We start from the raw sequence: 26,320 nt of genomic DNA, 5'->3' as shown, positions 1-26,320 counted from the left end.
TCCAGACGCGCTTCAGCGCACCGCCGAGGGATATTACGACCCGCTCGGGACGGTCCGCATAGTGTTTCTCACGTCGTGGCAACTCGACACAGACCAGCAGCGTCACGGCAAGGATCACCAGATTGTAAACAGTCCAGAACAGGATAACGACCTTCCCGTCTCCTGCGTCATTGAACGCGAAACGGTCAGAGACCAGACCGATCAGGACCCCGGCGACGGTCAGAAACGTCAAAAGGAGGAAGGGGCGCATAAGACGCCATTGGACAACGACTTTGGTTCGGTCTCCTCCCTTTGCCGTAACACTGAAAGGGTGACCTTTCGGCTTCACAAGCCCCACAATGGCGGCTCTCGATATGGGGAGCGCACCAAGCAACTGGCTGACGTCATTGACGATGGGGATCACCATTCCGGACGAGATGAAGTGTGATTAGGCATGGAATAAGGACCCCGCACATGGGGTGATCGGCGTCCAAACGGGACCCCCATTTGCAATGGGGTTACAACAGCCTCCGGTTTCATCGGAGGCTTTTTGTTCGGATGCTTATTGTGGAAACAATTCTGAAGATACGGCGGCTAGCCCATGTTCAGGGCAAGTCGATCAAGGCGATCTGCCGGGAGTTGGGCATATCGCGGAAAGTGGTGCGGAAGGTTTTGCGCACCGATGAGACGGAGTTCAAATACGAACGGACCCGTCAACCTCAGCCGAAGCTCGGCCCCTGGCGCGGTCAGCTCGATGGAATGCTCCTCGCCAATGAGGCCAAATCTTCTCGCGAACGGCTGACACTGATCCGGATATTCGAGGACTTGCGCGACCTCGGCTACGAGGGCGGTTACGACACAGTCCGGCGTTACGCCCGAACATGGGCGAAGGAGCGCGGGTCCGTGACGGCGCAAGCCTATGTGCCGCTCTATTACGCGCCGGGCGAGGCCTACCAGTTCGACTGGAGCCACGAGATTGTCGTGCTGAACGGCGTGACGACGACGGTGAAGGTTGCGCATATCCGGCTCTGCCACAGCCGGATGATGTATGTGAGAGCCTATCCGCGCGAGACGCAAGAGATGGTCTTCGACGCCCATGACAGGGCGTTCGCTTTCTTCGGCGGGGCCTGCACGCGCGGCATCTATGATAATATGAAGACCGCGGTGGAGACGGTCTTCGTCGGCAAGGAACGGCAATACAATCGCCGCTTCCTACAGATGTGCAGCCATTACCTGATCGAACCGGTGGCCTGCACGCCGGCGTCGGGGTGGGAGAAAGGCCAGGTCGAGAACCAGGTCAATCTGGTGCGCGAACGCTTCTTCACGCCGCGACTGCGCTTCAAATCCTACGATGAACTGAATGGCTGGTTGCTGGACAAGTGCATCAGTTACGCCCGCGCTCATAAGCACGTCGATCAGACGGAGCGCACGATCTGGGAGGTGTTCGATGCGGAGCGGCCGCACCTGGTCGGCTATCCCGGCAAATTCGACGGCTTCCACGCTGTGCAGGCCTCGATCGGCAAGACCTGCCTCGTGCGTTTCGACAACAACAAATACTCGGTACTGTCTACGGCAGTCGGCCGCCCTGCCGAGATACATGCCTATGCAGATCGCATCGTCATCCGGCAGGATGGCGTGGAAATCGGCCAACACGATCGCTGCTTCGGCCGTGGCGAGACGATCTATAATCCCTGGCATTACGTGCCGGTCCTGACCCGCAAACCGGGAGCACTGCGCAACGGTGCGCCGTTCCACGACTGGGTTTTGCCCGCCGCCATGGAGAAGGTGCGCCGCCGGCTGAAGGCAATGCATGACGGCGACCGGCAGATGGTGTCGATCCTCGAATGCGTGGGCCTGGACGGGCTCCCCGCCGTCGAAGCGGCCTGCCAGGAGGCGATCGATCAGGGCGTGTTCTCGGCCGCCGTCATCATCAACATTCTGGCCCGCAAGCGTGATCCGCAGCCGGCCGCCATCCTTTCCATCCCCGATGCGCTTCGCCTGACCCATGAGCCTCTGGCCGACTGCGCCCGTTACGACAGCCTGAGGAGGGCAAGCTGATATGGAACGATCCCAAATCCTCGACATGATGGGCACGCTGAAGCTGTTCGGCATGCGTAGCGCCTATGACGAGATCATGGCCTCCGGCATCAAGCGACAGCACGAACCGCCGCGCATCGTCGGTGACCTGCTTCAGTCGGAGATCGCCGAGAAGCAAGCGCGCTCCATCAAATACCAGATCACCGTCGCCAAGCTGCCGCTGGCCAAGGACATCGACGACTTCGACTTCACCGACACGCCGGTCAACGAAGGCCTGGTGCGCCAACTCGCAACCGGGGCCTTCCTCGCCGAGCAGCACAATATCGTTCTGGTCGGCGGAACCGGCACGGGAAAGTCTCACCTGTCCATCGCCCTTGCTCGTGCTCTGATCCGCAATGGCGCACGCGGCCGCTTCTTCAACGTCGTCGACCTCGTCAATCGGCTCGAGACGGAGGCACGTAGCGGCAAACAGGGACGGCTGGCCGACTTCATCACCAGGCTCGACTTCGTCATCATGGACGAACTGGGCTATCTCCCATTTGCCCAGGCGGGCGGCCAGCTCCTCTTCCACCTCATCAGCAGGCTCTACGAGCGGACGTCCATCATCGTCACGACGAACCTGGCCTTCGGCGAGTGGCCGGCCGTATTCGGCGACGCCAAGATGACCGCCGCTCTGCTCGACAGGCTCACCCACCATTGCGAGATCGTGGAAACCGGGAACGAATCCTGGCGCTTTAAAAACCGCTCTCAAAGCTAAAGCCGAAAAGACAAACAACCCGCGCCCGCAGGCCCTTGCGCTAAATGGAGAGCCCCGGGCCTACGCGCGCTGACCCGATGCAACTAGAGGCAGGGGTCCCTTTTGGGAGCCGATAAGGGGTCCCGTTACGACGCCGATTGACACGTGAAGTTCAACACGAACAGGATCCACACCATATACGCCCCGAAATAGCTGATGACATCGGGAACAGATGCGTTGACCACCGTGATGTTGAAAAACCAGTAAAAGAGAGGAAAGGTCATGGAGGCGATGCGGAATGTGAAGGTGGTGAGCCAGAAAAATACCGAGTCAACGACGCTCCAGCGGTCCCGCAGCCGCAAATTGTTCCGCGAGAAGGGACCCAGCCTTCCCCGGGCAATCTGCATGAGCCCCAGGCACCATCGCGCTCGCTGAGTGACGTATTCCTTCAACCCCTCCGGAGCAAGGCCCTCGGTCAACGCTTCGTTCAGATAGACCGTCCGATAGCCGTGCTCCTGCAACTGAAGCGTCAGCATGAAATCTTCCGTGATGCTGTCTGTCGGGAACCCACCGGAGGCCTGCACTGCCCTCCATCTGATCACCGACGACGTGCCGCAGCAGAATGCGATGCCCCACCCGTCGCGGCTTGGTTGTAAATGGTCAAAGAAAAAGCGCTGCTCGTCGGGATACGATCGGCTGAGCCCGAGATTATGCTGGATAGGATCCGGATTGAAGAAGTGCTGGGGTGTTTGAACCAGTCCGACCTCCTGGTCGTGGAAAAGCGCAAGTGCGCGCGAGACAAAATCCGTGTGAGGAACGAAGTCCGCGTCCAGCACGGCTATGAAGTCTGGCGGTTGATCGTCTTGCGCAAGAACGCCCAGGGCATGATTGATGTTGCCGGCTTTCGAGCCCTTGTTATCTGGCCTGCGAAGGTATCGAACGTCGTGCTCCTCGCAGAAGTCACGCAGCCAGTCACGGCGCCCGTCATCCAGCACAAGAACCTGGACGTCCGGATGATCGCTGGCCTTTGCCCCGACGACCGTCCGTTCCAGAACGGCTTGCTCCTCGTTGTATGTGGCGATCAGAATCGCGACTTTTGGAGGCGGATCCGGTTGCCACCAGGATTTATTCTCCTCGACTTCAGGGGACCGATCGGTGGTTCTGGTCAGGATTGTAAACGCGCTCAGCGACGAGAGAACAGATAATGCTTCCAGAGCAAAGAATGACCAACTGAACAGACAGTCCAGCGTGAAGCCGGGCGGGGCCAGGGTCTGGGTTCCTCGCCACCAGATATATCGCACCGCTAAAGCCATTCCGATTGCGAAAAGGAACGTCCTGTGGGTCCAGTTACGATTGTTCAGGAGGTATGGCAGGACGAGTGCGCACCCGAAGGCCAGAGCCAGATGAGCGAAGCTCGACTGAAGTTCGCTAAGATAGAGAAAACTGTCCAAGTCCTATCTCCATAGTCCTCGCAGCCAGTCAAAAGCGCGCGTTTCGAAAAACACCCTGCCCGTGCGCCCTGCGAGGCACCGAAGGTCGGGGTCGTCCCGCAGAGCCGGCACATCAAGTGCCACGTCGTACCTCTGGAGGTGGCGCTCACTCGGTGCTATTGCCATATTTTCATAGATCGTAGCCGCGCCGGAACCCGCAAGGCGGATTACCGATCCCTGAAGAACCTGACGGCTTCGGTTAAGGCGAAAGGTCGCGGGTGCGCCGACCCTGAGGGAATTGTAGACGCTTTCCGACACGGATAAGGTCACAATTGCGGAGTCGCAGTCGATCAGGCGCATGAGGTCCTGACCGCGCTGGACCGTTTCGCCCGAAGCGGAGAGGTACTCCCACAGCGCACCATTCACATTCGCCACCAGATCTGAGGAAGAAAGTCTGTTTACACGAAGACGCTCGTTTGCCAGCCGATCGGAAATTGCAGCCAATGCCAGTTTCTTCGCCTCAAGTTGCGCTTTTAATTCCAGACGCTGCACGTCGATCTCGGAAATCCTCTGTTCGGAGTAGGGGGCGTCGTTAAATCCGTCTCCGAGGAATACTCCCCGCTCGGCCGCCTTCTGTGCCACAACGATTTCGGCGGCCTGAGCCTTTGCATTTGCGACCTCCAGCGCGGAAACCTCGGAAAGTGACTGGGCCTGTTCAAGGGACTGTGCGGTAGAAATGCCCTGACCGCTTAGCCGTGATGATCGCTCGCGGCTGAGTTCCGCGTATTTCAGACGTGCCTCGGATGCAGCACGCGAGGCGTCGGCAGACTGAGCCTGAGCCGCGAGCTGGCGTTTTCTTTCTTCACGATAGATGGCCGCGCGGGTCTGCAACTCATCAATCGATTCATCGAAAGACGTGACGACGGTCTCGAGCCTTTTTATTTCGGTCTGAGCATCGGCCTGTTGAAGTTCGAGATCAAGGAGACGGATGCCGTCAACAAGAGGATCCTCAAGAGAGCCCAGTGGATCGCCTTGCGCAACCTGGGCGCCCAGCGGCCTGGAAATCAATTCAATTTTGCCAGCGATGGGAGCGCGTATCGTCGTCAAACGGGCATTTATGAACGCATTTGCACTCGCGCCGCTAAGCTGCTCCCCAAGCACCACATAAAGAGCACCGCAGATCAGCAACAAACCGAATCCGATCTTTATGAGCTTCATGTTTCCTCCTCCGCATCTACCTAACAAAACGTACGGCCGGGGATCGGTTCACCCTGCTTGAGAAAACCCGCTCCCAGAGTTAGCGCGCGGTTAAATGACAACCGGCGCATATAAACTTTGACCTATCAAACCACCGAGCGCTAAACGTGTCTCAGGTCAAAACTTGCCCGCGAGTTTTTGTGGAGCGCTCGCTTTGCACGATTATCGACAGGCAAAGGGCGAGAACGCGCGCGACGATCACCGAGAGGAGGTGGCTCGGCGAGCGTCATGGATAGATCGAGAAGTTCGGGAGACGTGACTAGGGTCGTTCGATACGCCGCGTGAATTTCGTCCAGATCCACAGCAATAAGATCGTGACACCGCCGGTCGCTATACCGATTACCGCCTGAATAAACGCGGTGGCCAGCCAATTTGTCACGGAGGGGACAATCACCAGGGTTTGTTCTATCCTTGATGCGACTGTTTCGATCAGATGTTCAGGCTGATGCCATCCGATCCCAGCGAGGCTGTGTACGATAATGCTTCCGCCTACCCAGAGCATCGCCGCCGTTCCGACGATTGCCAGTGCCTTGAGAAGAAACGGTACACCTTTGACCAGCCCGGCACCGACCGTTCTTGACAAGGGTCCACCGGACTTCGTCAGGTGCAATCCGACGTCATCTGCTTTGACGATGAGCGCGACCACACCATAAACTGCTGCGGTGAGCAGGATGCCAACCGCCGCCAGGACCCCTGCCTGGGTATAGATGCCGGAGGATGACACACCAGCGAGTGTCAGCGCCATGATCTCGGCCGAGAGGATAAAGTCGGTACGGATCGCGCCTGCGACCTTGCGGTTTTCCAGATCTGTTGCATCAAGCGCCGTGTTGTCGTCCGGACCGTGTTCCGAGGCGTGAATGAAAAACGCCTCATGTAGCTTCTCCGCGCCTTCGTAGCTCAAGTATATGCCACCGATCATCAGGAGCGGTGTGATGAGCCAGGGAGCGAAATATCCGAGGACGAGAGCGATGGGCAGGAGGAAGATCAGCTTGTTTTTAAGCGATCCAAGCGCAATTTTGCCAATGATCGGCAGTTCACGCGCGGGAGCCAGACCGACGACGTAGGCCGGCGTGACGGCGGTGTCGTCGATCACGACACCTGCCGCCTTTACACTGGCTTTGGCCGTCTGGGTTACGACGTCGTCGAGGGACGCGGAGGCAGCCTTAGCTATCGCTGCCACGTCGTCAAACAATGCGATCAATCCGGTAGCCAATTTAACTCCTGAACAGGTTCAGCGTTGTCCGTGATTTGGGGCCGTTGCACAGAATGGAGAGTAAAGGTTGCTCGATATATCACAGCCATCCTGTCTTCTTGAACCGGTAATAAAGTATCGCGCAAAGGGTGATGATTACGGCGATCACGACATAATAGCCGTATTCCGATTTCAGTTCCGGCATGTGCTCGAAGTTCATTCCATAAATGCCGGCGATCGCCGTTGGGACAGCCAGGATCGCGGCCCAGGCTGCAAGCTGGCGGGTGATCATGCCTTGGCGCTGCTGTTCAAGCAGGTTCGAGGCCTCGAACACGGAAGTGATAACTTCCCGCAAGCCTGACATCATGAATTCGACGCGCCGTACATGGTCAAGCACGTCCCGAAAATAGGCTTTGGCGTTCTCGTCAATACAGGGCAGCTCCAGATTGGCGAGCTTGCCAGCGACCTCCTCCATCGGGCCCAGAATGCGCTGAAAGCGGATCACCTGCCGTCGCATGCGGAAAAGCCGTCTGATCTGCTCCCGTTCGAGAAATGCAATCAGCATGTGCTTTTCCATCTCAAGCACCTTGTCCTCCAGCGTCTCGACCATCGGCAGATAACCGTCGACGACGAAATCGATGATACCGTGCAGGACATAGTCCGGGCCATGTTCGAGGAGTTGCGGAGACTGTTCGAGATGCTCCCTCAATTCCTTGTGGGAGCGTGCCGAACCATGCCGGACCGAAATCACATGGTGCCGTCCGACGAAAATACAGGTTTCGCCATAGGCAATCTTGTCGCCCTCAAGATGAGCGGTCTTGATGATGACGAAGAGCTGATTGCCGTACACCTCAACTTTCGGCACCTGCCTCCCGTTCAGTGCGTCTTCGACGGCAAGCGGATGCAGGTCAAACATCGACTTCAGGCTCGCCATTTCCTCGACGGTCGGGTCGGTGATACCGATCCAGGCAAACTCGCCGCCCCTCTCGGGGAACGGTCGGCCAGTCAAGGGGAGTTCTTCGGCACGCTGGCCAAGGCGGTAGATGTAGGAAGCTATGACTGTCATGAAAACCGCCGTGAGTTAACCGTCATGATTTGGTATTCTGATATCGTCGTGACAAGATGGAACGGGCGATATCCTATCCGTAGCGAATCTGCACACCAGCGTCATTGGCAGAATCGCCGCGTCACGGCGCGTCCACCGAATGTAAGTTTGCCGTCACTGGAACAGTCCGCGCTGCACACCGTTATAAACCGGCGCTGCAAAGGGTGGCGTTGGAGATGGTTTGCATGAACAGTCGCATTTGCATTATCGGTTCGGGGCCTACCGGAATCTTTTCCCTTCAGCGACTTATTCATTCTCCTTCCCCAATGAGTATTACTGTTTTCGAAGCGGAAATGTTGGCAGGGAAGGGAACGCCCTATCTTCCCGGCTCAAATGATCCTGTCATGCTTTCCAACATTCCGAGCATCGAGATACCGCCGTTGCCGCTGTCACTGGTGGAATGGCTATCTCGCCAGGAAGACGATTACCTTAACCGTTTTGCCATTGTGCGCGATGCCATCAGCGAGCGTGCGTTTTACCCGAGGTTGGTTCTCGGTGATTATTTTCAAGAGCAGTTCAGTGCGCTTGTGGATTATGGAGTCGAGAAAGGTCACCAGATCGATATCCGCCCCGGGCACCGCGTCAGTGATATATCGCTCGACGTCGACCATATCCGAATTTGCGTCGAAAGCCCTGACGGAAAGTTCGACGCGATCTATGACCACGTCGTGATGGCGACCGGCCATAATTGGCCCGAGAAGACCGAAGTGCAGCCAGGCTACTTTGCGTCTCCGTGGCCCGCTTCCGCGCTCAAAAGTTCCTGCTATGGAAGGCTTGGGATACTTGGGACGTCGCTCAGCAGTATCGACGCGCTTTTGACCGTCGCGGTATCCTGCGGCTCGTTTGTTTATGACGACACGGGAACAATGAGGTTTCACGCATCCACCGGGCACGAAAACTTCACAGCCGTGATGATGTCCCGCAAGGGACTGTTACCGGAGGCGGATTTCTATTGCCCGCTTCCCTACCGGACACCGAGTGTTTGCACGCAGGAAGCTGTCAATGGAGAAATCGAGATTGGCTCTGCCGGTTTGCTCGACAGGGTTTTCGAGCTCTTCAAGCGGGAAATCGCGACCGCCGATCCTGACTACGCAGCCGAAATAGGGCTAAATTGCCTGACGGCGGACACCTTTGCTGACGCATATTACTCTCGCCGGTCGGGAGTGGATCCGTTTGTCTGGGCAGCAGCAAACCTAGCCGAAGTCGAACGCAACGCAGAGCAGCGATTCACTGTGCCTTGGCGCTACGCCATACTCATCACACATGAAATCATCGCCAGAGCAATCCCGCACCTGGACACGCGTGACCTAGCGCGGTTCAACCGATCGTTTAAAAGTATATTCATCGATGAATATGCGACCGTACCCCACCTTTCGATCAAGCGTTTGCTTGCGCTTCGAAACGCTGGCAGGTTGGAAATTATCGCGCTGGGAGAGGATTACGCAATAGACACGTGTGGCCTTGCGCGGGGCGCCAGAGTGACCACGGCCGGCTCGGAAGAAGTCTTCGAAAGTTTCATCGATGCTACCGGCCAAACGGCGTTATCGGCACGGGACCTCCCGTTTCCTTCGCTCGTGAAGCAGGCAGCTGTCAAACCGGCTGTCACGCGCGTGGCTTCGACTGGATTAATAGCCGATACGACAGGCCACAACTTCAAGAGGACCGGTGGTATCGAGGTCGACGAATGCTATCGTCCACGCGATACCGGCTTGTTATCCAACCGGCTTTATTGCGTGGCGATACCATTCCTGTTGCATAAGAACCCCTTTGTACAGGGTATCACCAGCGCCGCTGAGTTAGGGCAGGCGGCCGCGCAGGCTATCCTCGACGATATTCGGGCGACGACAGCCGACTTGCTGCTCACAGCCTGACATAGCGGACAGAATAGATATGACGGTCACTTTTCGCTCAAAACACGCTATCGGGAAAGTCGCTGAGATCTGGCGTTTCCCGGTAAGTTCGCTTGGTGGAGAACGATGCAAATGCGCCGAAATTGCGCCAGGGGGCATCGTCGGCGACAGGCGTTTTGCGCTGTTCGACAGTGTATCCGGCCTCGCGGCAGCGCCGGAAAAAGACGTTCGATGGCGGCCGGCACTTTTCCTCCGCAGCGCCATTGATGATGGCGGTGTGCGGATCACGTTTCCAACTGGGTGTAATTTCTATATTGAAGATCCTCAATTGGGACTGGAACTTTCGAAGTATTTTGGTTTTGACGTCGGTATCGGAAGTTACATCGATGCTGACCCGCTTGCCCCTTCTCTTCCCACCGTTGAGAACCGATACTCGAGATCGGCACTTCACTTGGTCACCACTTCGTCACTGGCCGAGCTTCAACAAATGTTATCGGATAGTACGGTTGACCGTTTGCGCTTTCGGCCAAATATTCTACTCGAAACCAGTAATGTGACAGGTTTTGCTGAGTTTCAATGGATCGGTAAGGTCATTAGTTTCGGGCTGGCGGAGGTCGAGGTGACAGACCTCACAAAACGGTGCGGAATGATCCTTGCCGCACAGCCTGATCTGCCGGAACAGCCGGAGATTCTCAGAACGGTATTGAGAAAAGCAGGTCGCGCGTTCGGAGTTTACTGCGAACCTGTCAAAATAGGAAATATCGAATCCGGCCAGCGCGCAGAGTTGATTTCCGGCTAGTCATTCCAAGGGTCGATTTCCAGGGATTAAAAGCAGGCCGAAAACCCACGCCATTTCTTCTCTTCAGTAGCGCGACATTGGCTTTTGGTCATTCCGCCATCGATGGCGTCTTGAACTGGTCGCCCGGCGCAGATGGTAAGCCGAGGTTGTTCCGGAGCTTGATGACAAGACTGTCGGGGTTGAGACTTCTCCGAACGCGCGTCCTGTAGTAGAAGAAAAGGCAGCGGTCCGAGAAGGCGAAGTCTCGCAGGCGGAGCCTCCGGCAAGGCAGTTGAACCGCCTTGATGAACTGAGGCAGGAGCGCGAAGACAAGCGCGATCGAGACGACCAGGAACGGTAAGATGAACGGAAAAAGCCTGCTTCACATTTACCACGAGCAGAAATTGGCGGACGAGTTTGCGCGTGATCGCAATCCTGAGGTGCCAGCGATTTTTGTTGCGGTCGCACTGTTCGTTGTAGTGTTCGTGGTGGGTGCAGCGCTCGACACCGCTTGGGTCTACCTACAGCAATGGTATCACGTCGCCACCAGCTAATGGCCGTTCCGATGAGTAATGAAAGCCGGGTTAGCCCGGCTTTCTGATTTTGAACGCACGAGAGCCCTTGATTGCAGACGGACGCCCCTCCTTCGTACAGCTTTACCACGCAAGTCGTGATGCCTCGCGTGGGATCCACAATGATCACAACCGCTTACGTCATCGACGCCAAAGGCCTTTTGGTGACGCAGGCAGGATCCGTCCGTCTCATCCCGTGGACCTCCATTCGGTTCATACACGTTCACGTAACGAGTGGGGTCGGCTCCACCGGTTTTCCCGTCTACAGCGCCCGTTTGCGGATGCTCTTCGCGTCGAGGGAGATATCCTCGCTGCATTGGCAGGGAGAGGCACGTACCGATCAATCAGCCGGCTACGTTCGCTTCATGGAAGAACTTATTCCATTTGCAATCGCCCGTAACCCGCGGATTCGCCTCCGACACGGTGGCGACCCTATGCTCGAGGCAGCGATCCCGACGGTGCTGTTTCTCGTCTCCATGCCATTCTTGTTGATACCGTTCTTGATCGTTAAACCGCTTGGTGCTCTTGTTTCCGGCTTCAAATTTTCCGGGTTGAACAAATTCGGAACCAGGCCCGTAGTTGCTGCGATCATCGCGGGGCTTGGTGTGGCGCTCAACATGCTTCCCTGGGTCGACCGGCAAGCAGTTCAAGGTCGACGATCTGCCAACCGCAGAACTTCCGCCGAAATATCGGAAAGCTCGCGTCTCATCTCATGTGGGATGAAAGCGCGGGTAGTTCCATAATAGAGCTTAGCCCGAGGGAGTCTGGAAACGTTCATGCTGACAGTTGCAGTCGGGAGCAATGGACGGTCGGTCGAAAACTGGTCCGCCGATTATCGGTGCTCGTCATTATGGCTTCGGCTCGATATCACTGCTCAAGCTGTGAAACCCGCGCCTGCATGGTCACACGCAGTCCGTCAGGATCGTAATTGATCTCGACGCCCCCTTCCCAGGAGACCCATGCGGATCAGAACATCGGCAGATCTTATCCGCCACGGGCGTGGGACACCAGCAGGGGCACGACTTCGCGCTCAAGCCGCTCGACAGACCAGCTGTGCACAGGAGCGGATACGACGATGGCTCCCGCCGGACGACCCTCTGGCCCTGGTACCGCAGCGGCAACATTTACCTCGTCGCGGATCGACTGGCGATCCGTGAAAGCCACGCCTCGAACGCTTGCCTCCAGAATCTCTGTGCGGATTTGGTCCTTGTTCGTAACGGTAAAGGGAGTACCGGGCTGGACGGGGCTTTCCGAAAGAATTCTGTCAATCTCTCCAGGTGGCAGCCACGACAGGATCGCCCGACCACCGGAAGATGAAACGGCCGGAAGTCGCCTGCCCGGATAGGCGGTTCTGAAAGCCGGTTGCGGTCGGCTTTGAACATGCAGCAGGTGGATGATTTCCGTGCCGTCCAGGATGCAGAAGGAACAACGCAGCCCGCATTCTTCCCGCAGCCTTATAAGCCGAGGCCATACCGACCGGAGCAACGCGTTTCCCATCTGGAAACGATAAAGAAGATCAAGCGCCCGCTCCGAGACATGGAAAGCGCGTTTGGGCTGGTCTTTCTTCAGATAGCCCAGTCCCGCCAGCGTATCTGTAATGCGCTGGACAGTCGGCACCGGAAAACCGGTCTGCTGTGAAAGTTGCGTCAGGGTGAGCAGCGGCGTTTGTGGGTGGAAAAACTGCAATAAATGCAGGCTTTTGGAAACTGCGGTCACCGCGAGCGGATCATTCTCGTCGTCGACCAGCGGCCACAGCGTGCGTGGATTTGGCTCGAGGTTGGCCGGGCGTATCGCCCGTGTCACCATCAACTCCCCCATGCGTGAGACGGTTTCGCAAAGTTGCCCGGTCACCGTGCCTGCTGCCTCTGTGTCTACAGGACCGGAAAGCGAAATCGCAGCAAGCGGCTGGCCGGCTGCATCGCGAAAAGCGGTCGCAATGACTTGGCGGGATCCGCCTTCGACAGTTCCGTCAAAGGAAAATCCCACGCTGCGCTCAGAGGCTATCCGCTCGCGCAGCAAACCCGCGTCGCCTGTCCATGTTGCCAGAAATGTATCGAGTGTTGCGGCATCCATAAGAGACAACAGCGCCCGGCCGGGCGCGGTCCCGGCAAGTGCGACGCGGCTGCCAACCGGGGCAAGTGCCAGGGATGCGGCGGGTGAGGGGACCCGGGCCAGCGTAACGGCGGTCTTGCCGTCGAGGAGCCAGAGGTCGGTGCTGAGGCCGGTGCGTGCATTCAGTTCGACGACCAGCGGCATCACGAGATCGATCAACTCGTTGCTGTAAAGATAGACATGTGCGGGATAACACGCCCGGTGCCCGAGAGAAAGGACACCGCTCAGTGCGTCGCGTTCAAGCCAATGGGATTTGACAAGTGTATGGACCAGACGCTGGGCGCTGGACCGGTTCATCCCTCCTCGCCTCGCAACATCGGCAATTCTCAGTTCAGGCGTTTCCGGCCCGAACATCTCAAGCACGGCAAATGCCTTTTCCAGCGCGGCAATGCGGGCCCGGTGATCGGATCCTTCTGAGGGTTTGGTAAAATTCATTTTGCGACGCAGCAAGATCGTTGACAAGGCTTTCAACGAACCTATAATCGATAGTCGAGAATAGCAATCGCATCGCGGTAAAATAATCCTAAGGGGAACGCCTTGCACTTTATGCCAATCGGAATGACGTCATAGTCAGCTATGCCCACATGCTGGCCATGTGACAGTAAGCTGAACCTTGCAAGCCTCTCGCGTTGCGGTCTCACAGCCGCAGTTGCGCAAGGTATTGCAGTCGTATGTTTCGCCGCACCTTTGCGGCGGTACAAGTGCTCTTCGCTGCGCAAACTTTGAGGGATCGCAGCGACATTATCGAAAACGGTCCGGATCGGAAGGGTGCCGTGCGCTTGCGTGCGGGCCAATGCCCGCGCGTTTCGGTCGCTACCTGCCAAACAAAAAAGGGAACAGCGAAATCATGCACGCTCAGTTGACCAGAAAAGCAAGCCGGGCAAGAAGCCGGCTCGTTGCGGCGATCATCGCCCTTTCAGCCTGTGTTGCGGGCTTTGGAACGGATGCCTCGGCCACAACAATGATGGCCGTACCGCATTCTGGCCTGCGTATTCTCGATCCGATCATCACGACCGCTCATATCGTACGCAATCACGGCTACATGATCTATGACACGCTGCTGGCGCTTGATGCCGATTTCAAACCGCAGCCCCAGATGGCTGACTACACCGTTTCGGATGACAAGCTGACCTATACATTCACGCTGCGCGACGGTCTGAAATGGCACGACGGCACACCTGTGACAGCAGAAGACTGCATTGCCTCGCTTCAGCGCTGGGGCAAGCGGGATACTTCCGGTCAGATCCTCTTCGACAAGACAGAAAGCCTGACGGCTACGGACGACAGGACCTTTGTTTTCAAGCTGAAGGAACCCTTCGGCTTCTTGCCCGACGTTCTGGCCAAGCCGTCTTCGGTTGTGCCGTTCATGATGCCGAAACGTATTGCCGCAACCCCGGCCGATACCGCCATTACCGAATTTGTCGGTTCCGGCCCCTTCAGGTTCGTCACGGCCGAGTACCAGCCGGGCGTCAAGGCGGTCTATGAAAAATTCACCGATTATGTGCCGCGCAACGAGCCTGCGAGCTGGCTGGCCGGCGGAAAGGTGGTCAAGGTCGACCGTGTGGAATGGTTGAGCATGCCCGATGCCCAGACGGCAATCAACGCTATCCAGTCCGGGGAGATCGACTATATCGAAGCTCCGCCAGTTGATCTTCTGCCACTTGTCGAGAGCAATGACGAACTGACCGTCAAGACGCTAAACACGCTTGGCTCGCAGACCATGGGCCGCATGAATTTCCTCTACCCGCCATTCGATAACAAGAAGATCCGCCAGGCTGCTCTCAAAGCGATGAACCAGAAGGATGTTCTCGACGCGTTGATCGGCAATCCGGACTACTACACCATCTGCGGCTCCGTCTTCGGCTGCGGCACGCCGCTTGAAGCACTTGCCGGTTCGGAAAGCCTGACCGGCGCGGGCGATATGGAAAGCGCAAAGGCACTCCTCAAGGAGGCCGGGTACGACGGAACTCCCGTTGTCATCCTTCAGCCAACCGACGTCGTGACCGTCAAGGCCCAGCCCGTCGTGGCTGCGGCTGCGCTGCGGGCTGCGGGCTTCAACGTCGAACTTCAGCCCATGGACTGGCAGACGCTCGTCACTCGCCGCGCCTCGCAGAAGCCGGTGGCTGAGGGTGGCTGGAACATGTTCTTCACCAACTGGATTGTGCCGGAAATCATGACGCCGCTTAACAATCCGATGTTGAACGGTCGCGGCGCCAAGGGATTTTTTGGCTGGCAGACGGACGAGAAGCTGGAAGCGTTGCGCGCCAAATACATCGCCGCGGCGACAGCTGAAGAGCAGAAGGCTGCGGCCGCCGAGCTTCAGGCCCATGCCATGGACGAGGTCAGCTACGTTCCGCTTGGCCAGTACAAGAACCCCTCCGTGTGGCGCAACCAGCTTTCCGGCTTCCTGGAATCGCCGGTTCCCGTGTTCTGGAACATCGAGAAAACAGAAGACTGAGCCTCGTGGAAGAACATGGCGGCATCCTGTGGATGCCGCTGCCCTGCCTGCCCAACCGACGTGAGGATGCTTATGCTCGCCTATACGTTCCGCCGAATTCTGGCCTCCGTTCCGGTAATGATCACGGTCGCCGTCTTCGTTTTTCTCCTGCTGCGCATAACGCCCGGCGATCCGGCCGCCATCATCGCCGGCGACATGGCCACGCCAGAGCAGCTTGAGAAAATCCGCGCTGCCCTCGGCCTCGACAAACCAATCGTCGTGCAATTCGTCTCGTGGTTCTGGCTGCTTCTCCAGGGCGACCTTGGCGTGTCGCTGATTTCCAATACGCCAGTCACTGCGATGATCGGCAAGCACATCGAACCGACCGTGAGCCTTGCGCTCGTCACGATCGTCCTGTCGGTGCTGATTGCCGTTCCACTTGGGGTCATCGCTGCGTGGCGCCACGGCACGTGGATCGACTATGCCGTCATGACGGTGTCGGTCGTCGGCTTCTCCGTGCCGGTTTTCGTGATCGGCTATATCCTCATCCAGGTCTTCGCCATCGACCTCAAATGGTTTCCGGTGCAGGGCTTCCGGAGCATCACCAAAGGCGTCGGTCCTTTCGCGGAACGCGCCATTTTGCCGGCCCTCACACTTGCTTCCATTTATATCGCGCTGATCGCCCGCATGACACGCGCCTCCGTGCTCGAAGTGCTGGGCGAGGATTATGTGCGAACCGCCCGCGCAAAAGGGCTGAAGGAAAATACCGTCCTGTTCCGCCACGCGCTGCGCAATGCCGCGGTTCCTGTGCTCACCATTATCGGCACCGGCTTTGCGCTGCTTATTTCCGGCGTCGTGGTAACGGAGAGCGTATTCAACATTCCCGGCATTGGAAGGCTCACGGTCGATGCCATTCTTGCCCGCGATTACCCTGTCATTCAGGGCATGATCCTGCTGACAAGCGGTATCTATGTGATGGTCAATCTCCTCATCGACCTCTCCTACTCCTTCTTCGATCCGAGGATACGGTACTGATGGCCAATTCCACGCTTTTTGGTGCCGCCATGCGGCTGCCCGTCTTCGCCGGCAGAAAAAAACGCGGACAAGCTGTCCTCGTCCCTGCCATCGCGCTTGCAATTCTTACCCTGATCATTCTCATGGCTGTTCTCGCGCCATGGCTTGCTCCGCATGATCCCGTGGCCATGACGCCCTCTGCCCGCCTCAAGCCCGCCAGCGATATCTACCCGCTCGGTTCCGATGCCTACGGACGGGACCTGCTGTCGCGTGTGCTTTACGGGGCTCGCATCTCCCTTTTTATTGGTATCGGAGCGACTGTCATCTCGGTGGCTGTCGGACTGGGGATTGGCCTGGTCTCGGGCTTCTTTCGGTTCCTCGACGCCGTGGTCATGCGGATCATGGACGCACTGATGGCAATTCCAAGCCTGCTGCTCGCCATCGCCGTGGTTTCGCTCACCGGGGCAAATATCTGGACCGTCATGTTCGCCATTACTGTCCCGGAAATTCCTCGTGTGGTGCGTCTTGTTCGCTCGGTGGTGCTGACTGCACGCGAAGAGCCCTACGTCGAGGCCGCGATCGCTGCCGGTTCGGGCCTTCCGAAAATCCTCTGGCGGCATCTGATGCCGAATACCCTGGCGCCGCTCATCGTGCAGGCCACCTATGTCTGCGCCTCGGCGATCCTTACAGAAGCGATCCTGTCTTTCCTCGGGGCTGGTGTCTCCACGGAAATACCGACATGGGGAAATATCATGGCCGAGGGACGCGCCTATTTCCAGATCAATCCGCAACTGATCTTCTGGCCAGGTCTGGTGCTCTCGCTCTGCATTCTATCCATCAACCTTCTCGGTGATACGGCGCGCGATCTGCTCGATCCGCGCATGAAGAAAAGGGAGGCCGCGAAATGACGGCTGTTGCATTCGATCCCGCCACCGCGTCCGAAGTATTGCGCGTCGAGAACCTCGTCATCCGCCTGACCGGAGACGATGACAGCGTGCCGGTCCTCAACGGCATTTCGGTCACCATCCGAGCCGGAGAAACTGTGTGCCTTGTGGGCGAGAGCGGTTCTGGCAAATCGGTGACCTCGCTCGCTACGATGGGGCTCCTGCCGCGAAATTCTCTTGAACCTGCAGGGGGTACAATCCTCTTTGAAGGTGAAGACCTCCTCAAGGCCGACGCCGGTCGCATGCGGGCACTGCGCTCGAAAAATATTGCCATGATTTTCCAGGAGCCGATGACAGCACTCAACCCGGTGCTGACGGTTGGCAGGCAGATTTGCGAGGTGCTTCAGGAGCACACGACGCTTTCAGCAAGAGAGCAGAAGATCGCCGTTCTTGAGATGATGCGGGAAGTGCATCTGCCCGATGTCGAGCGGATATTCGCAGCCTATCCCCATCAGCTCTCGGGTGGACAGCGCCAGCGTATCATGATCGCCATGGCCTTGATCCTCAAACCCAGACTGCTGATCGCCGACGAACCGACCACAGCCCTTGATGTGACGACCCAGAAGCAGATCCTCAAGCTCATCAATGAACTTCAGGAAAAGCAGGGTACCGCCGTTCTCTTTATAACCCACGACATGGGCGTAGTGGCCGAGATTGCAGACACCGTCTACGTCATGAACCGTGGCAATCTCGTCGAGAGTGGTCCGGTCGACAGGATTTTAAGCGCGCCCGAAATGGACTATACCCGCACGCTTCTTTCTTCCGTGCCAAGCCTTCAACCACGTGAGCCGCGCCCCGCGCTTTCGGACGAGGTCGTGCTCTCGGCCTCGGAGCTTGAGAAGGTGTATGGCAAAAAAGGCTTTTTCGGAAAAACCGCGGCCGGAACAAAAGCCGCGACGGATGTGTCCTTCACACTGAAGAAGGGTCGTACTCTCGGTATCGTCGGTGAAAGCGGCTCTGGCAAGTCGACCGTCGCTCGCTGTATTATGCGGCTGATCGATCCCACCTCCGGCTCGATCCGCATTTCGGGACAGGAAATCGCCGATTTCTCCCGCCGGACCCTGCAGCCATATCGCCAGCATATCCAGATGGTGTTTCAGGATCCCTATCGCTCGCTCAACCCGCGTATCACGGTGGGGGAAAGCATCATTGAAGGGCCAGTAAATTACGGTACGCCGAGGCGGGACGCCCTGAAGCGAGCGCGCGAACTTCTCGCAATCGTCGGCCTGCCCCCGGACGCAGTGAGCCGCTATCCTCACCAGTTCTCAGGCGGCCAGCGCCAGCGCATCGCGATCGCCCGTGCCGTTGCCATGAGCCCGAAGGTTCTCGTGGCCGACGAGGCAGTGTCGGCACTCGACGTATCGGTTCAGGCACAGGTACTCGACCTTCTTGCGGACTTGCAGGAAAAGCTCGGTATTTCCATCCTGTTCATCACGCATGATCTTCGCGTTGCCGCCCAGATATGTGACGACGTGATCGTTATGCAGAAAGGTCGCATTGTGGAATATGCCAGCGGCTACGAAGTGCTCACCAGTCCGGTTCATGCATACACCCGCCAGCTTATCGATGCCGCCCCGGGGCGGCATTGGGATTTCGCCAATTTCCGGCCGCTTGCCCCCGAAGCTGCATAATTTCCAGGAGAATGACCGATGACGTCCCGGCGTGTCGCCTTTGCCGGTTTCATTCATGAGACCAATACATTTGCTCCCACCAAAGCCACTTATGACGCCTTTCTGAAGGGATCCGGCCATCTGCCGCTCTGCCGTGGCGAGGAGATGATCGCTCTCGTCCGGGGCGCAAATACCGGTATCGAGGGCGCGCTCGATTACGCCCGGCAAGCAAACTGGGAAGTTGTTCCTATACTGCGGGCAAGCGCCGTTCCTTCTGCTCATGTTACCGAGGATGCTTTCGAGCGCATTGCCGGTGAGATCGTTGCCGGCATCGTGGCAGCGCTGCCCGTCGACGGAATCTACCTCGATCTTCATGGAGCCATGGTCTGTGAACATCTGGACGATGGCGAGGGCGAACTTCTCGCCCGCATCAAAAGCGCAGTCGGCCACGACATCCCCGTCGCTGTCAGTCTCGACCTGCACGGCAACATAACTAGGCGGTCGGTCGACGACGCCGATGTCATGATCGGCTACCGCACCTATCCGCATGTGGACATGGCCCTGACTGGCAAACGTGCCGCGGGTTTGCTTGACCGCCTGATGGATGGTGAGCGTTTTGCGAAGTCCTATCGTCAGATCGACTATCTGATCCCCATATCGTGGCAATGTACTGAGATGGAGCCGGCGCAATCCATCTACGCCCGCCTCGCAGGACTGGAGGAAGAGAAAACAATTGTCTCGCTCTCCTTCTTTCCCGGCTTCCCGGCTGCCGATTTCAACGATTGCGGTGCGACTGTTCTCTCCTATGGAACGACGCAGGAAGCAGCTGATCTTGCCGCCGACGAGCTGAAGGCCCTGATCGACGCCAGCGAGCCCGCCTTTGCCGGGCGCGTCTACAGCGCTGATGAGGGCGTAAAGGAGGCAATCCGTCTTTCCGCAACCGCCGCAAAGCCGGTCGTGCTTGCGGATACGCAGGACAATCCCGGGGCCGGTGGCGATTCCGATACGACCGGAATGCTGCGGGCTCTCATCGACAACGGTGCACAGAACGCAGCACTTGGCCTGCTCTATGACCCTGAGGCTGCGCTGGCAGCACAGGCAGCGGGCGTCGGCGCAACGATCCGCATCGCGCTCGGTGGAAAATCCGGCATTCCCGGCGACGAGCCGCTTGAGGCCGAGTTCATCGTCGAAGCATTGTCCGACGGGTTGACACGCGTCACCGGTCCCTACTACGGCGACACCCTGATGCGGCTTGGACCTTCAGCGTGCCTCAGGATCGGTGGCGTTCGCGTAGCCGTAGCCTCTCACAAGGTGCAGATGGCCGACCGCGGCCTGTTCCGTTATCTCGGCATTGAGCCGGAAACGTCGAGCATTCTCGTCAACAAGAGCTCGGTGCACTTCCGCGCAGATTTCGAACCGTTTGCCGAGACAATTCTCGTTTGTGCCGCACCCGGTCCAATGGCCGTTGACCCGGCTGCCCTTCCATGGAGGAGGCTTCGCCCGGGCGTCCGCCTCTCCCCTCTCTCTGCCGCCCTCTCCTGATCCGTCACTTTTTTGAATTCAAGGATACAGCAATGCCCGTTATCGAGAAAATTGCCGCCTGGCACGATGAAATGACTGCCCTTCGCCGTGACATTCACGCTCATCCGGAAATCGGTTTTGAGGAGATACGAACTTCCGCCATCGTTGCCGACAAGCTGGCGAGCTACGGCATCGAGGTGCATCGCGGCATCGGCAAGACCGGCGTTGTCGGCGTTTTGAAGGGGGCTAAGGGGAGCGGGCGTACCATCGGCCTGCGTGCCGACATGGACGCGCTGCCGATGGAAGAGCGTACCAACCTGCCATACTCGTCGAAAATCGCGAACCGCTTCCACGGCTGCGGCCATGACGGTCACACGACCATGTTACTTGGTGCCGCGCGATACCTCGCCGAAACCCGCAATTTTGCCGGCACGGCCGTATTCATTTTTCAGCCCGGCGAAGAAGGCTGCGGCGGGGCTCGCGCCATGCTGGCAGATGGCCTGTTTGAACGTTTCCCCTGTGACGAGCTCTACGGGTTGCACAATATGCCGAACGAGGAGCCGAACAAGATCGGCATCAAACCCGGCACCGCAATGGCCGGCGCTGATTTCTTCGATTTTCACATCAAGGGACGCGGCAGCCACGGTGCGCGTCCCGAAGGGTCCAAGGATCCCGTCATTGTCGCAACTCACCTGGTCTCGGCCCTGCAATCGATCGTGTCGCGCAACATTTCTCCACTTCGGTCAGCCGTGGTGTCGGTCACGCAGATTCATGCCGGCTCCGCCTATAATGTCGTTCCGGAAGAGGCGACAGTCTCCGGCACGGTGCGTTATCTCGATCGCGAGGTGAATGAACAGATCCGTGAGCGTATGCGCACCATCGCAGCCGGCCTTGCCGCGTCTTTCGAAGTCGAAATTGTAACAGACATTCGCAATGTTTTCGACGTCCTCATCAATACGGAAGAACTTGTAGAGGGTTTCGCTGATGCCGCCCGCGACATCGTGGGTGCAGATCTTGTCTATACGAAGGACGAGCCTGTCATGGGCAGCGAGGACTTTGCCGATATGCTCTACAAGGTGCCCGGCGTCTACTGCACCGTTGGCCATGCCGGATCGGTACAGCTGCACAATCCGGGCTTTGTTCTGGATGACAATATTCTGCCGGTTGGTGCGAGCCTTCTGGCGCGTGTCGTCGAAAAACGTCTGGCCGCCTGACGCCCATGCCCTGCCACAAGATCGGGATTGCCCCCTCCCTTGTGCGCGGGCGTCCCGTCACGATGAAACGAGCCCCAATTATGGATTTCACCAAACTTCCCTTTGATACAGACGCCATGCTGAAGCGTCTGAGGCCCTGGATAGAATGCGAAAGCCCGACATTCGATGCTGCAGCCGTGGATCGCATGATGGATCTTGCTGCCACCGATTTCGCAACGATCGGTGCCACAATAGAACGAATCCCCGGCCGTATGGGACTTGGCGGCAGCCTGCGTGCGCGTTTTGGCGACACGCACGGCACGCCTGGAATTCTCGTCTCCGGTCATCTCGATACGGTTCACCCGGTTGGCACGCTGAAAGAACTCCCGTTTCGTATCGAGGATACTCGTGCCTACGGCCCGGGCATACTCGACATGAAGGGTGGCAATTTTCTGGTACTGGAAGCAATGAGGCAGCTTCTGAACACGGGTATCGGCACCCGCCTGCCGGTCACCGTCTTGCTGACCCCCGACGAAGAGATCGGCACACCATCGACGCGGGACCTGATCGAGGCTGAGGCCCGGCGCAACAAATACGTGTTGGTTCCCGAACCAGCTCGGGAAGAGAACGGGGTGGTCACCGGTCGCTATGCCATCGCCCGCTACAACCTGGTGGCCCGCGGCAGACCCTCGCATGCCGGCGTTTCGCCGAAATCCGGGCGGTCTGCAATTCGCGAAATGGCCCGCAGGGTGATTGAAATTGATGCAATGAGCGACGACGACTGCACTTTTTCCGTTGGCGTCATGCATGGCGGGCAATGGGTCAATTGTGTCTCTTCGCTGTGCACGGCCGAGGCGCTGTCCATGGCGAAAACCGATGACGATCTCGCGTCCGGTGTCGCCCGAATGCTCAGTTTGTCAGGGGTGGAAAACGAGGTGGAGTTCTCGGTCACCTGCGGCGTCACCAGACCCGTCTGGCCACCGGACCGTCCGGAAACCATGGCGCTTTACGAAAAGGCTCGTTTGCTTGCCGACAGTCTTGGGGTTTGCCTTCCCCACGGCAGTTCAGGCGGCGGTTCCGACGGCAATTTTACGGGCGCGCTCGGCATTGCCACGCTCTGTGGCCTGGGGCTGCGTGGCACAGGTTATCACACCCTCGAAGAGCACATCGAAATTGACAGCCTGATCGATCGCGGCAGGCTGATGGCCGGACTTCTGGCGACGCTGGATTGAGGACAGAGTAATGACAGGCGACATCACCCGGCTCTCCGCAGCCGCGCTTTCCAGGGCAATCCACCTGCGGCAGGTTTCCTGCCTCTCGGTGATGGAAGCCTATCTCGATCGCATCGACAGCCTCAATCCAGCCGTGAATGCGATCGTCTTTCGTAGACCAAGCACAGAGTTGCTGGAGGAGGCGCGCGCCTGTGACCGGGAACTTGAGGAAGGGCGCTCGCGCGGCTGGATGCACGGGTTTCCCCAGGCGGTAAAAGATCTCTCCGAAGTTCAGGGCCTGCCGTGCTCCTGGGGGTCGCCGCTCTTTGACAATTTTGTTTCCACCGCCGACAGTCTCCATGTGGAACGTGTTCGCGCCGCCGGCGCGATTTTCATTGGCAAGACCAACACGCCCGAATTTGGCCTCGGGTCCCATACGACCAACCCTGTCCATGGCCCAACCCGAAACCCCTATGACAGGACCAGAAGCGCCGGCGGTTCTTCCGGTGGCGCGGCGGCGGCGCTCGCATGCCGGATGCTGCCGGTCGCAGATGGCTCTGATATGATGGGCTCACTGCGCAATCCTGCCGCCTTCAACAACGTTATCGGCTTCCGGCCGAGCTTCGGGAGGGTACCGGGCGCAAAAGGGAACGAGCTTTTCCTTGGCCAGCTTGCCACTTCAGGCCCCATGGGCAAGACGGTGGAGGACGCCGCTTTGCTTCTCGCAACGCAGGCAGGTTATGAGCGGCGCGACCCGCTATCCCTGGCGGACGAAAGTCTGGCAATCCGAGGTCCTGCAACGACACAGGGAATGAAAGTCGCCTGGTTTGGTGATTTCGGTGGATATCTTCCCTTTGAGCCCGGGGTTCTGGATGTTGATTGCAAGGCTCTCGCCGTCCTGGCGAACATGGGCTGCGATATCGATGAACTCGTGCCGGATTTCGAACTGCCGAAACTCTGGGAAGCGTGGATGACATTGCGCAGCTTCAGCGTGACCCACGGCCTGCGCGCCTTTTATGACCAGCCGGAAACACGGTCGCTTCTCAATCGGCAACAGATGTTTGAATTCGACATCGCGCTTTCGTGCAGTGCCGCCGATATCTTTAATGCGTCCGTCGTCCGGACAGCCTGGTACCAGTATCTCTGCAGATTGTTTGAACGGTACGATTTTATTTTGATGCCGAGTGCACAGGTATTCCCTTTCGATATCGATCTCTCGTGGCCGACCGAAATCGACGGAAAAGCCATGGACACCTATCATCGCTGGATGGAGGTCGTGATCGGTCCCACGCTGGCTGGACTTCCCGTGGCGGCCGTTCCCGCGGGATTCGGGGTTAACGGATTGCCGACTGGTATACAGCTGGTGGGACCACCACGCAGTGACCGGGCAACCCTTGAATTTGCACTGGCGTATGAGCAGTCAGCTGACATCCAGACGGGTGATGCGGTCATGTAAACCCCTTTGGCGCTCCGGGGCTTTCTTTGAAGCGCGAGCCGGTCTGAGACGGATAGCTTATGCGGCTTGTAGCAAGTAATATCGTCTCGTTGGACCGGGTCCTGCGTTTAATTGCAGAGCCATGAGTATGGTTTCTGTTGCATCCCGGGCTTCCGTCTGTTCGCAACAACACATCTCTGTCATTGCCTGTAGCGGCTGAGGCGCTATCATGGGGATGCTGTGGGGCGCTAAGCTTTGGGAGGAGCGATACGTGAGACGGATGTGGCCAGATGAATTTGCCTTTCTGCTGGACGATGCGGAAGAGGTCGACTTGCATATTCCACCGGTGGCACATGAGGATGGATCGCCGGGAAAAACCATTTCCAGGAAAGCCTTGAAAGTTCGTATCAGCCAGCAGGACTTCGAGAAAATTTGGCCGCTTGCCGAGGCTCGCTATCGGTTGAACGGCAGGTTTGCGGGCAAGGCCATTACGCTGATCGCCAATAATCCCCATTACCAGAAGTGGCATCCCTCCGATGGCGGCAGTGTCGAAAGCGTGTCGGATAGCGGTCAAAAATATACCACGCCTTATGTGATGGTGCACTTTCTGCTGGATGATGTCCGCGAGCCTGTCGAGGTTTAGTTCGCAGAGCCGCCTGCCGTCAGTTAGCCCCGGCCTTTCATGGCGTCCCGATATTGGACGTTGCGGGAATAGTCTCTCGCTTCAAAGGCTCTCGCATATGATCGAACGATCATTGAAGATTGAGGCAGCCATTGTATGAAAACGGGAGACGCGGCCGCTGGCCGCGCCCTTCGGGTTCAGAAGCCGCTTTTTGCAAGAAATGCCCTGCTGGCTGCCAGATCATCGAGAATGCTGCCAGTATTACGCGGATCGCGTTCCTGTTCGATGGTGATATAGCCGCCATAACCAAGTTCGGTCAGGAGGCTGCGGATGGCTGGATAGTCAATCGAGCCGCGGCCTATCGGACACATCACGCCCTTGGCGCAGGCCTCGAAGAAGCGGATGCGCTCCGCCATCACTTCCTGAAAGACCGCGGCGTCGATATCCTTGAAATGAATGTAGTCGACGCGATCCCAATAGCGGCGCAACGTGGCGACGGGGTCCATGCCGGAATAGGCCATATGGCCGGTATCGAGGCAGAAACCCGCAAGATCTGCGGGAATGTCCTCAACGATCTGCTGCAACTCATCGGCAAACTCGATGTAGCCGCCGGCATGGGGATGTAAGGTGGCGCGCACGCCATATTTGTCCCGGGCGAGCGTTGCGATGGCCCGGATGTTCTCCACCATGCCCCGCCAGGCGGTTTTATCGAGACGTGGCGCGCGGTCAGAATGTCCGGCGGCATAATCACGCTCGTCATGGCCCCAGTCCATCACCGTCAGATAGGGGGCGGAAAAGCGTTGGCCCGCATGGGTTTCCGGCTTTGGCAGGCGCGTTATCAGCGCGCAGATCTCCTCAGTCTGGCGTAGCAGATTGTCGCAATTTCCGGGTGAGACCAGATCGTCGAAGATGGTGCCGGCGACGATCTTGAGGCCTCGTTCATCCAGCGCCTGCGAAACGCGCCTGAGGTCGAGCGGCAGATAACCGTAGGGGCCGAGTTCCAGACCGCCGAAACCGGCTGCTTTCGCTTCGTCCAGCACCCTTTCCCAATGGGGAAGATGCGGGTTCTTGACGTCGTCGACACCCCAGCAGCAGGGAGCGGTGGTGATGGTGATCGGGTTGGTCATTTGATCCTCATGGCGGCAGCGACATCGGACTGTTCTCTAGCCCGGTGCAAGGTCTCAGCGGTTGATGGCAGCTTGCAGGGCAACGATGGAGGGCCGGCTGTCCGCTTGGTGAATTTGGTGAAATCCTCACTTGAAGGCTGACCCAGCCGGAGGAGGAT

22 protein-coding genes are annotated in these 26,320 nt (G+C 58.1%); 16 read left to right on the top strand and 6 right to left on the bottom strand.

Going from position 1 to position 26,320, the window contains the following annotated elements; genetic code table 11:
* The first annotated feature begins 61 nt into the window (after nt 1-61).
* The 3 genes from EGT36_RS30585 to istB all read left to right on the top strand — a co-directional run bounded on the left by EGT36_RS30585 (nt 62) and on the right by istB (nt 2,773).
* Nucleotides 62-427 (top strand): hypothetical protein, encoded by a 366-nt coding sequence (locus tag EGT36_RS30585; RefSeq protein ID WP_172965683.1) that lies wholly within the window; start codon nt 62-64, stop codon nt 425-427.
* Between the two features lie 110 nt (nt 428-537).
* Nucleotides 538-2,037: an IS21 family transposase gene (gene istA / locus EGT36_RS20990; protein ID WP_052821263.1), complete on the top strand. Its 1,500-nt coding sequence runs from the start codon at nt 538-540 to the stop codon at nt 2,035-2,037.
* A 1-nt stretch (nt 2,038) separates the two neighbouring features.
* Nucleotides 2,039-2,773: an IS21-like element helper ATPase IstB gene (gene istB, locus EGT36_RS20985; RefSeq protein ID WP_003501246.1), complete on the top strand. Its 735-nt coding sequence runs from the start codon at nt 2,039-2,041 to the stop codon at nt 2,771-2,773.
* Between the two features lie 125 nt (nt 2,774-2,898).
* Here istB and EGT36_RS20980 read toward each other — a convergent pair whose 3' ends face one another.
* The 4 genes from EGT36_RS20980 to EGT36_RS20965 all read right to left on the bottom strand — a co-directional run bounded on the left by EGT36_RS20980 (nt 2,899) and on the right by EGT36_RS20965 (nt 7,697).
* Nucleotides 2,899-4,203, bottom strand: a complete 1,305-nt coding sequence (locus EGT36_RS20980) for a glycosyltransferase family 2 protein (protein ID WP_286084254.1) — start codon at nt 4,201-4,203, stop codon at nt 2,899-2,901.
* 3 nt (nt 4,204-4,206) lie between these two features.
* On the bottom strand, nt 4,207-5,400 hold the full coding sequence (locus EGT36_RS20975) for an HlyD family secretion protein (protein WP_125270990.1): 1,194 nt from the start codon (nt 5,398-5,400) through the stop codon (nt 4,207-4,209).
* A 298-nt stretch (nt 5,401-5,698) separates the two neighbouring features.
* The gene (locus EGT36_RS20970) at nt 5,699-6,652 is read right to left on the bottom strand and encodes a DUF808 domain-containing protein (protein WP_125270989.1); all 954 of its coding nucleotides are present in this window, start codon (nt 6,650-6,652) and stop codon (nt 5,699-5,701) included.
* 79 nt (nt 6,653-6,731) lie between these two features.
* Nucleotides 6,732-7,697 (bottom strand): magnesium and cobalt transport protein CorA, encoded by a 966-nt coding sequence (locus EGT36_RS20965; protein WP_125270988.1) that lies wholly within the window; start codon nt 7,695-7,697, stop codon nt 6,732-6,734.
* A 224-nt stretch (nt 7,698-7,921) separates the two neighbouring features.
* Here EGT36_RS20965 and EGT36_RS20960 point away from each other — a divergent pair, with 224 nt between their 5' ends.
* The 4 genes from EGT36_RS20960 (at nt 7,922) to EGT36_RS20945 (ending at nt 11,679) form a co-directional block, all read left to right on the top strand.
* The gene (locus EGT36_RS20960; RefSeq protein ID WP_125270987.1) at nt 7,922-9,607 is read left to right on the top strand and encodes an FAD/NAD(P)-binding protein; all 1,686 of its coding nucleotides are present in this window, start codon (nt 7,922-7,924) and stop codon (nt 9,605-9,607) included.
* Nucleotides 9,608-9,626: 19 nt separating this feature from the next.
* On the top strand, nt 9,627-10,385 hold the full coding sequence (locus EGT36_RS20955) for an MOSC domain-containing protein (RefSeq protein WP_125270986.1): 759 nt from the start codon (nt 9,627-9,629) through the stop codon (nt 10,383-10,385).
* Nucleotides 10,386-10,726: 341 nt separating this feature from the next.
* The gene (locus tag EGT36_RS20950) at nt 10,727-10,918 is read left to right on the top strand and encodes a hypothetical protein (RefSeq protein ID WP_044459536.1); all 192 of its coding nucleotides are present in this window, start codon (nt 10,727-10,729) and stop codon (nt 10,916-10,918) included.
* Between the two features lie 140 nt (nt 10,919-11,058).
* A complete protein-coding gene (locus tag EGT36_RS20945) occupies nt 11,059-11,679 on the top strand; it encodes a hypothetical protein (RefSeq protein WP_286084251.1) in 621 nt (206 codons plus the stop codon).
* 241 nt (nt 11,680-11,920) lie between these two features.
* On the opposite strand, the gene EGT36_RS20940 is transcribed toward EGT36_RS20945, so the two are convergent.
* Nucleotides 11,921-13,483 (bottom strand): IclR family transcriptional regulator, encoded by a 1,563-nt coding sequence (locus tag EGT36_RS20940; protein ID WP_125270985.1) that lies wholly within the window; start codon nt 13,481-13,483, stop codon nt 11,921-11,923.
* 412 nt (nt 13,484-13,895) lie between these two features.
* Here EGT36_RS20940 and EGT36_RS20935 point away from each other — a divergent pair, with 412 nt between their 5' ends.
* From EGT36_RS20935 to EGT36_RS20895, 9 genes are all read left to right on the top strand, one after another.
* Nucleotides 13,896-15,506 (top strand): ABC transporter substrate-binding protein, encoded by a 1,611-nt coding sequence (locus EGT36_RS20935; protein WP_077987911.1) that lies wholly within the window; start codon nt 13,896-13,898, stop codon nt 15,504-15,506.
* 72 nt (nt 15,507-15,578) lie between these two features.
* Nucleotides 15,579-16,520, top strand: coding sequence for an ABC transporter permease (locus EGT36_RS20930; protein WP_004437414.1), 942 nt, complete (start codon nt 15,579-15,581; stop codon nt 16,518-16,520).
* Between the two features lie 29 nt (nt 16,521-16,549).
* Nucleotides 16,550-17,407: an ABC transporter permease gene (locus EGT36_RS20925; RefSeq protein WP_244456003.1), complete on the top strand. Its 858-nt coding sequence runs from the start codon at nt 16,550-16,552 to the stop codon at nt 17,405-17,407.
* On the top strand, nt 17,404-19,074 hold the full coding sequence (locus tag EGT36_RS20920) for an ABC transporter ATP-binding protein (protein WP_125270984.1): 1,671 nt from the start codon (nt 17,404-17,406) through the stop codon (nt 19,072-19,074). The genes EGT36_RS20925 and EGT36_RS20920 overlap by 4 nt, the downstream gene beginning before the upstream one ends.
* Nucleotides 19,075-19,092: 18 nt before the next feature.
* Nucleotides 19,093-20,595 (top strand): M81 family metallopeptidase, encoded by a 1,503-nt coding sequence (locus tag EGT36_RS20915; protein ID WP_037090487.1) that lies wholly within the window; start codon nt 19,093-19,095, stop codon nt 20,593-20,595.
* A gap of 32 nt (nt 20,596-20,627) precedes the next feature.
* Nucleotides 20,628-21,788, top strand: coding sequence for a M20 aminoacylase family protein (locus tag EGT36_RS20910; protein WP_112765992.1), 1,161 nt, complete (start codon nt 20,628-20,630; stop codon nt 21,786-21,788).
* 80 nt (nt 21,789-21,868) lie between these two features.
* Nucleotides 21,869-22,999: a M20/M25/M40 family metallo-hydrolase gene (locus EGT36_RS20905; RefSeq protein ID WP_125270983.1), complete on the top strand. Its 1,131-nt coding sequence runs from the start codon at nt 21,869-21,871 to the stop codon at nt 22,997-22,999.
* Between the two features lie 10 nt (nt 23,000-23,009).
* Complete coding sequence (locus EGT36_RS20900) at nt 23,010-24,434, top strand: amidase (protein WP_004437431.1); 1,425 nt, start codon at nt 23,010-23,012, stop codon at nt 24,432-24,434.
* 259 nt (nt 24,435-24,693) lie between these two features.
* Nucleotides 24,694-25,056, top strand: a complete 363-nt coding sequence (locus EGT36_RS20895; protein ID WP_125271431.1) for a hypothetical protein — start codon at nt 24,694-24,696, stop codon at nt 25,054-25,056.
* A 176-nt stretch (nt 25,057-25,232) separates the two neighbouring features.
* Here EGT36_RS20895 and EGT36_RS20890 read toward each other — a convergent pair whose 3' ends face one another.
* On the bottom strand, nt 25,233-26,162 hold the full coding sequence (locus EGT36_RS20890) for a sugar phosphate isomerase/epimerase family protein (RefSeq protein WP_125270982.1): 930 nt from the start codon (nt 26,160-26,162) through the stop codon (nt 25,233-25,235).
* Nucleotides 26,163-26,320: the final 158 nt, after the last annotated feature.

This window comes from Agrobacterium sp. FDAARGOS_525, from assembly GCF_003938925.1.
GTDB lineage: Bacteria > Pseudomonadota > Alphaproteobacteria > Rhizobiales > Rhizobiaceae > Agrobacterium > Agrobacterium pusense.
This window is presented reverse-complemented; position numbering and strand designations above follow the sequence as displayed.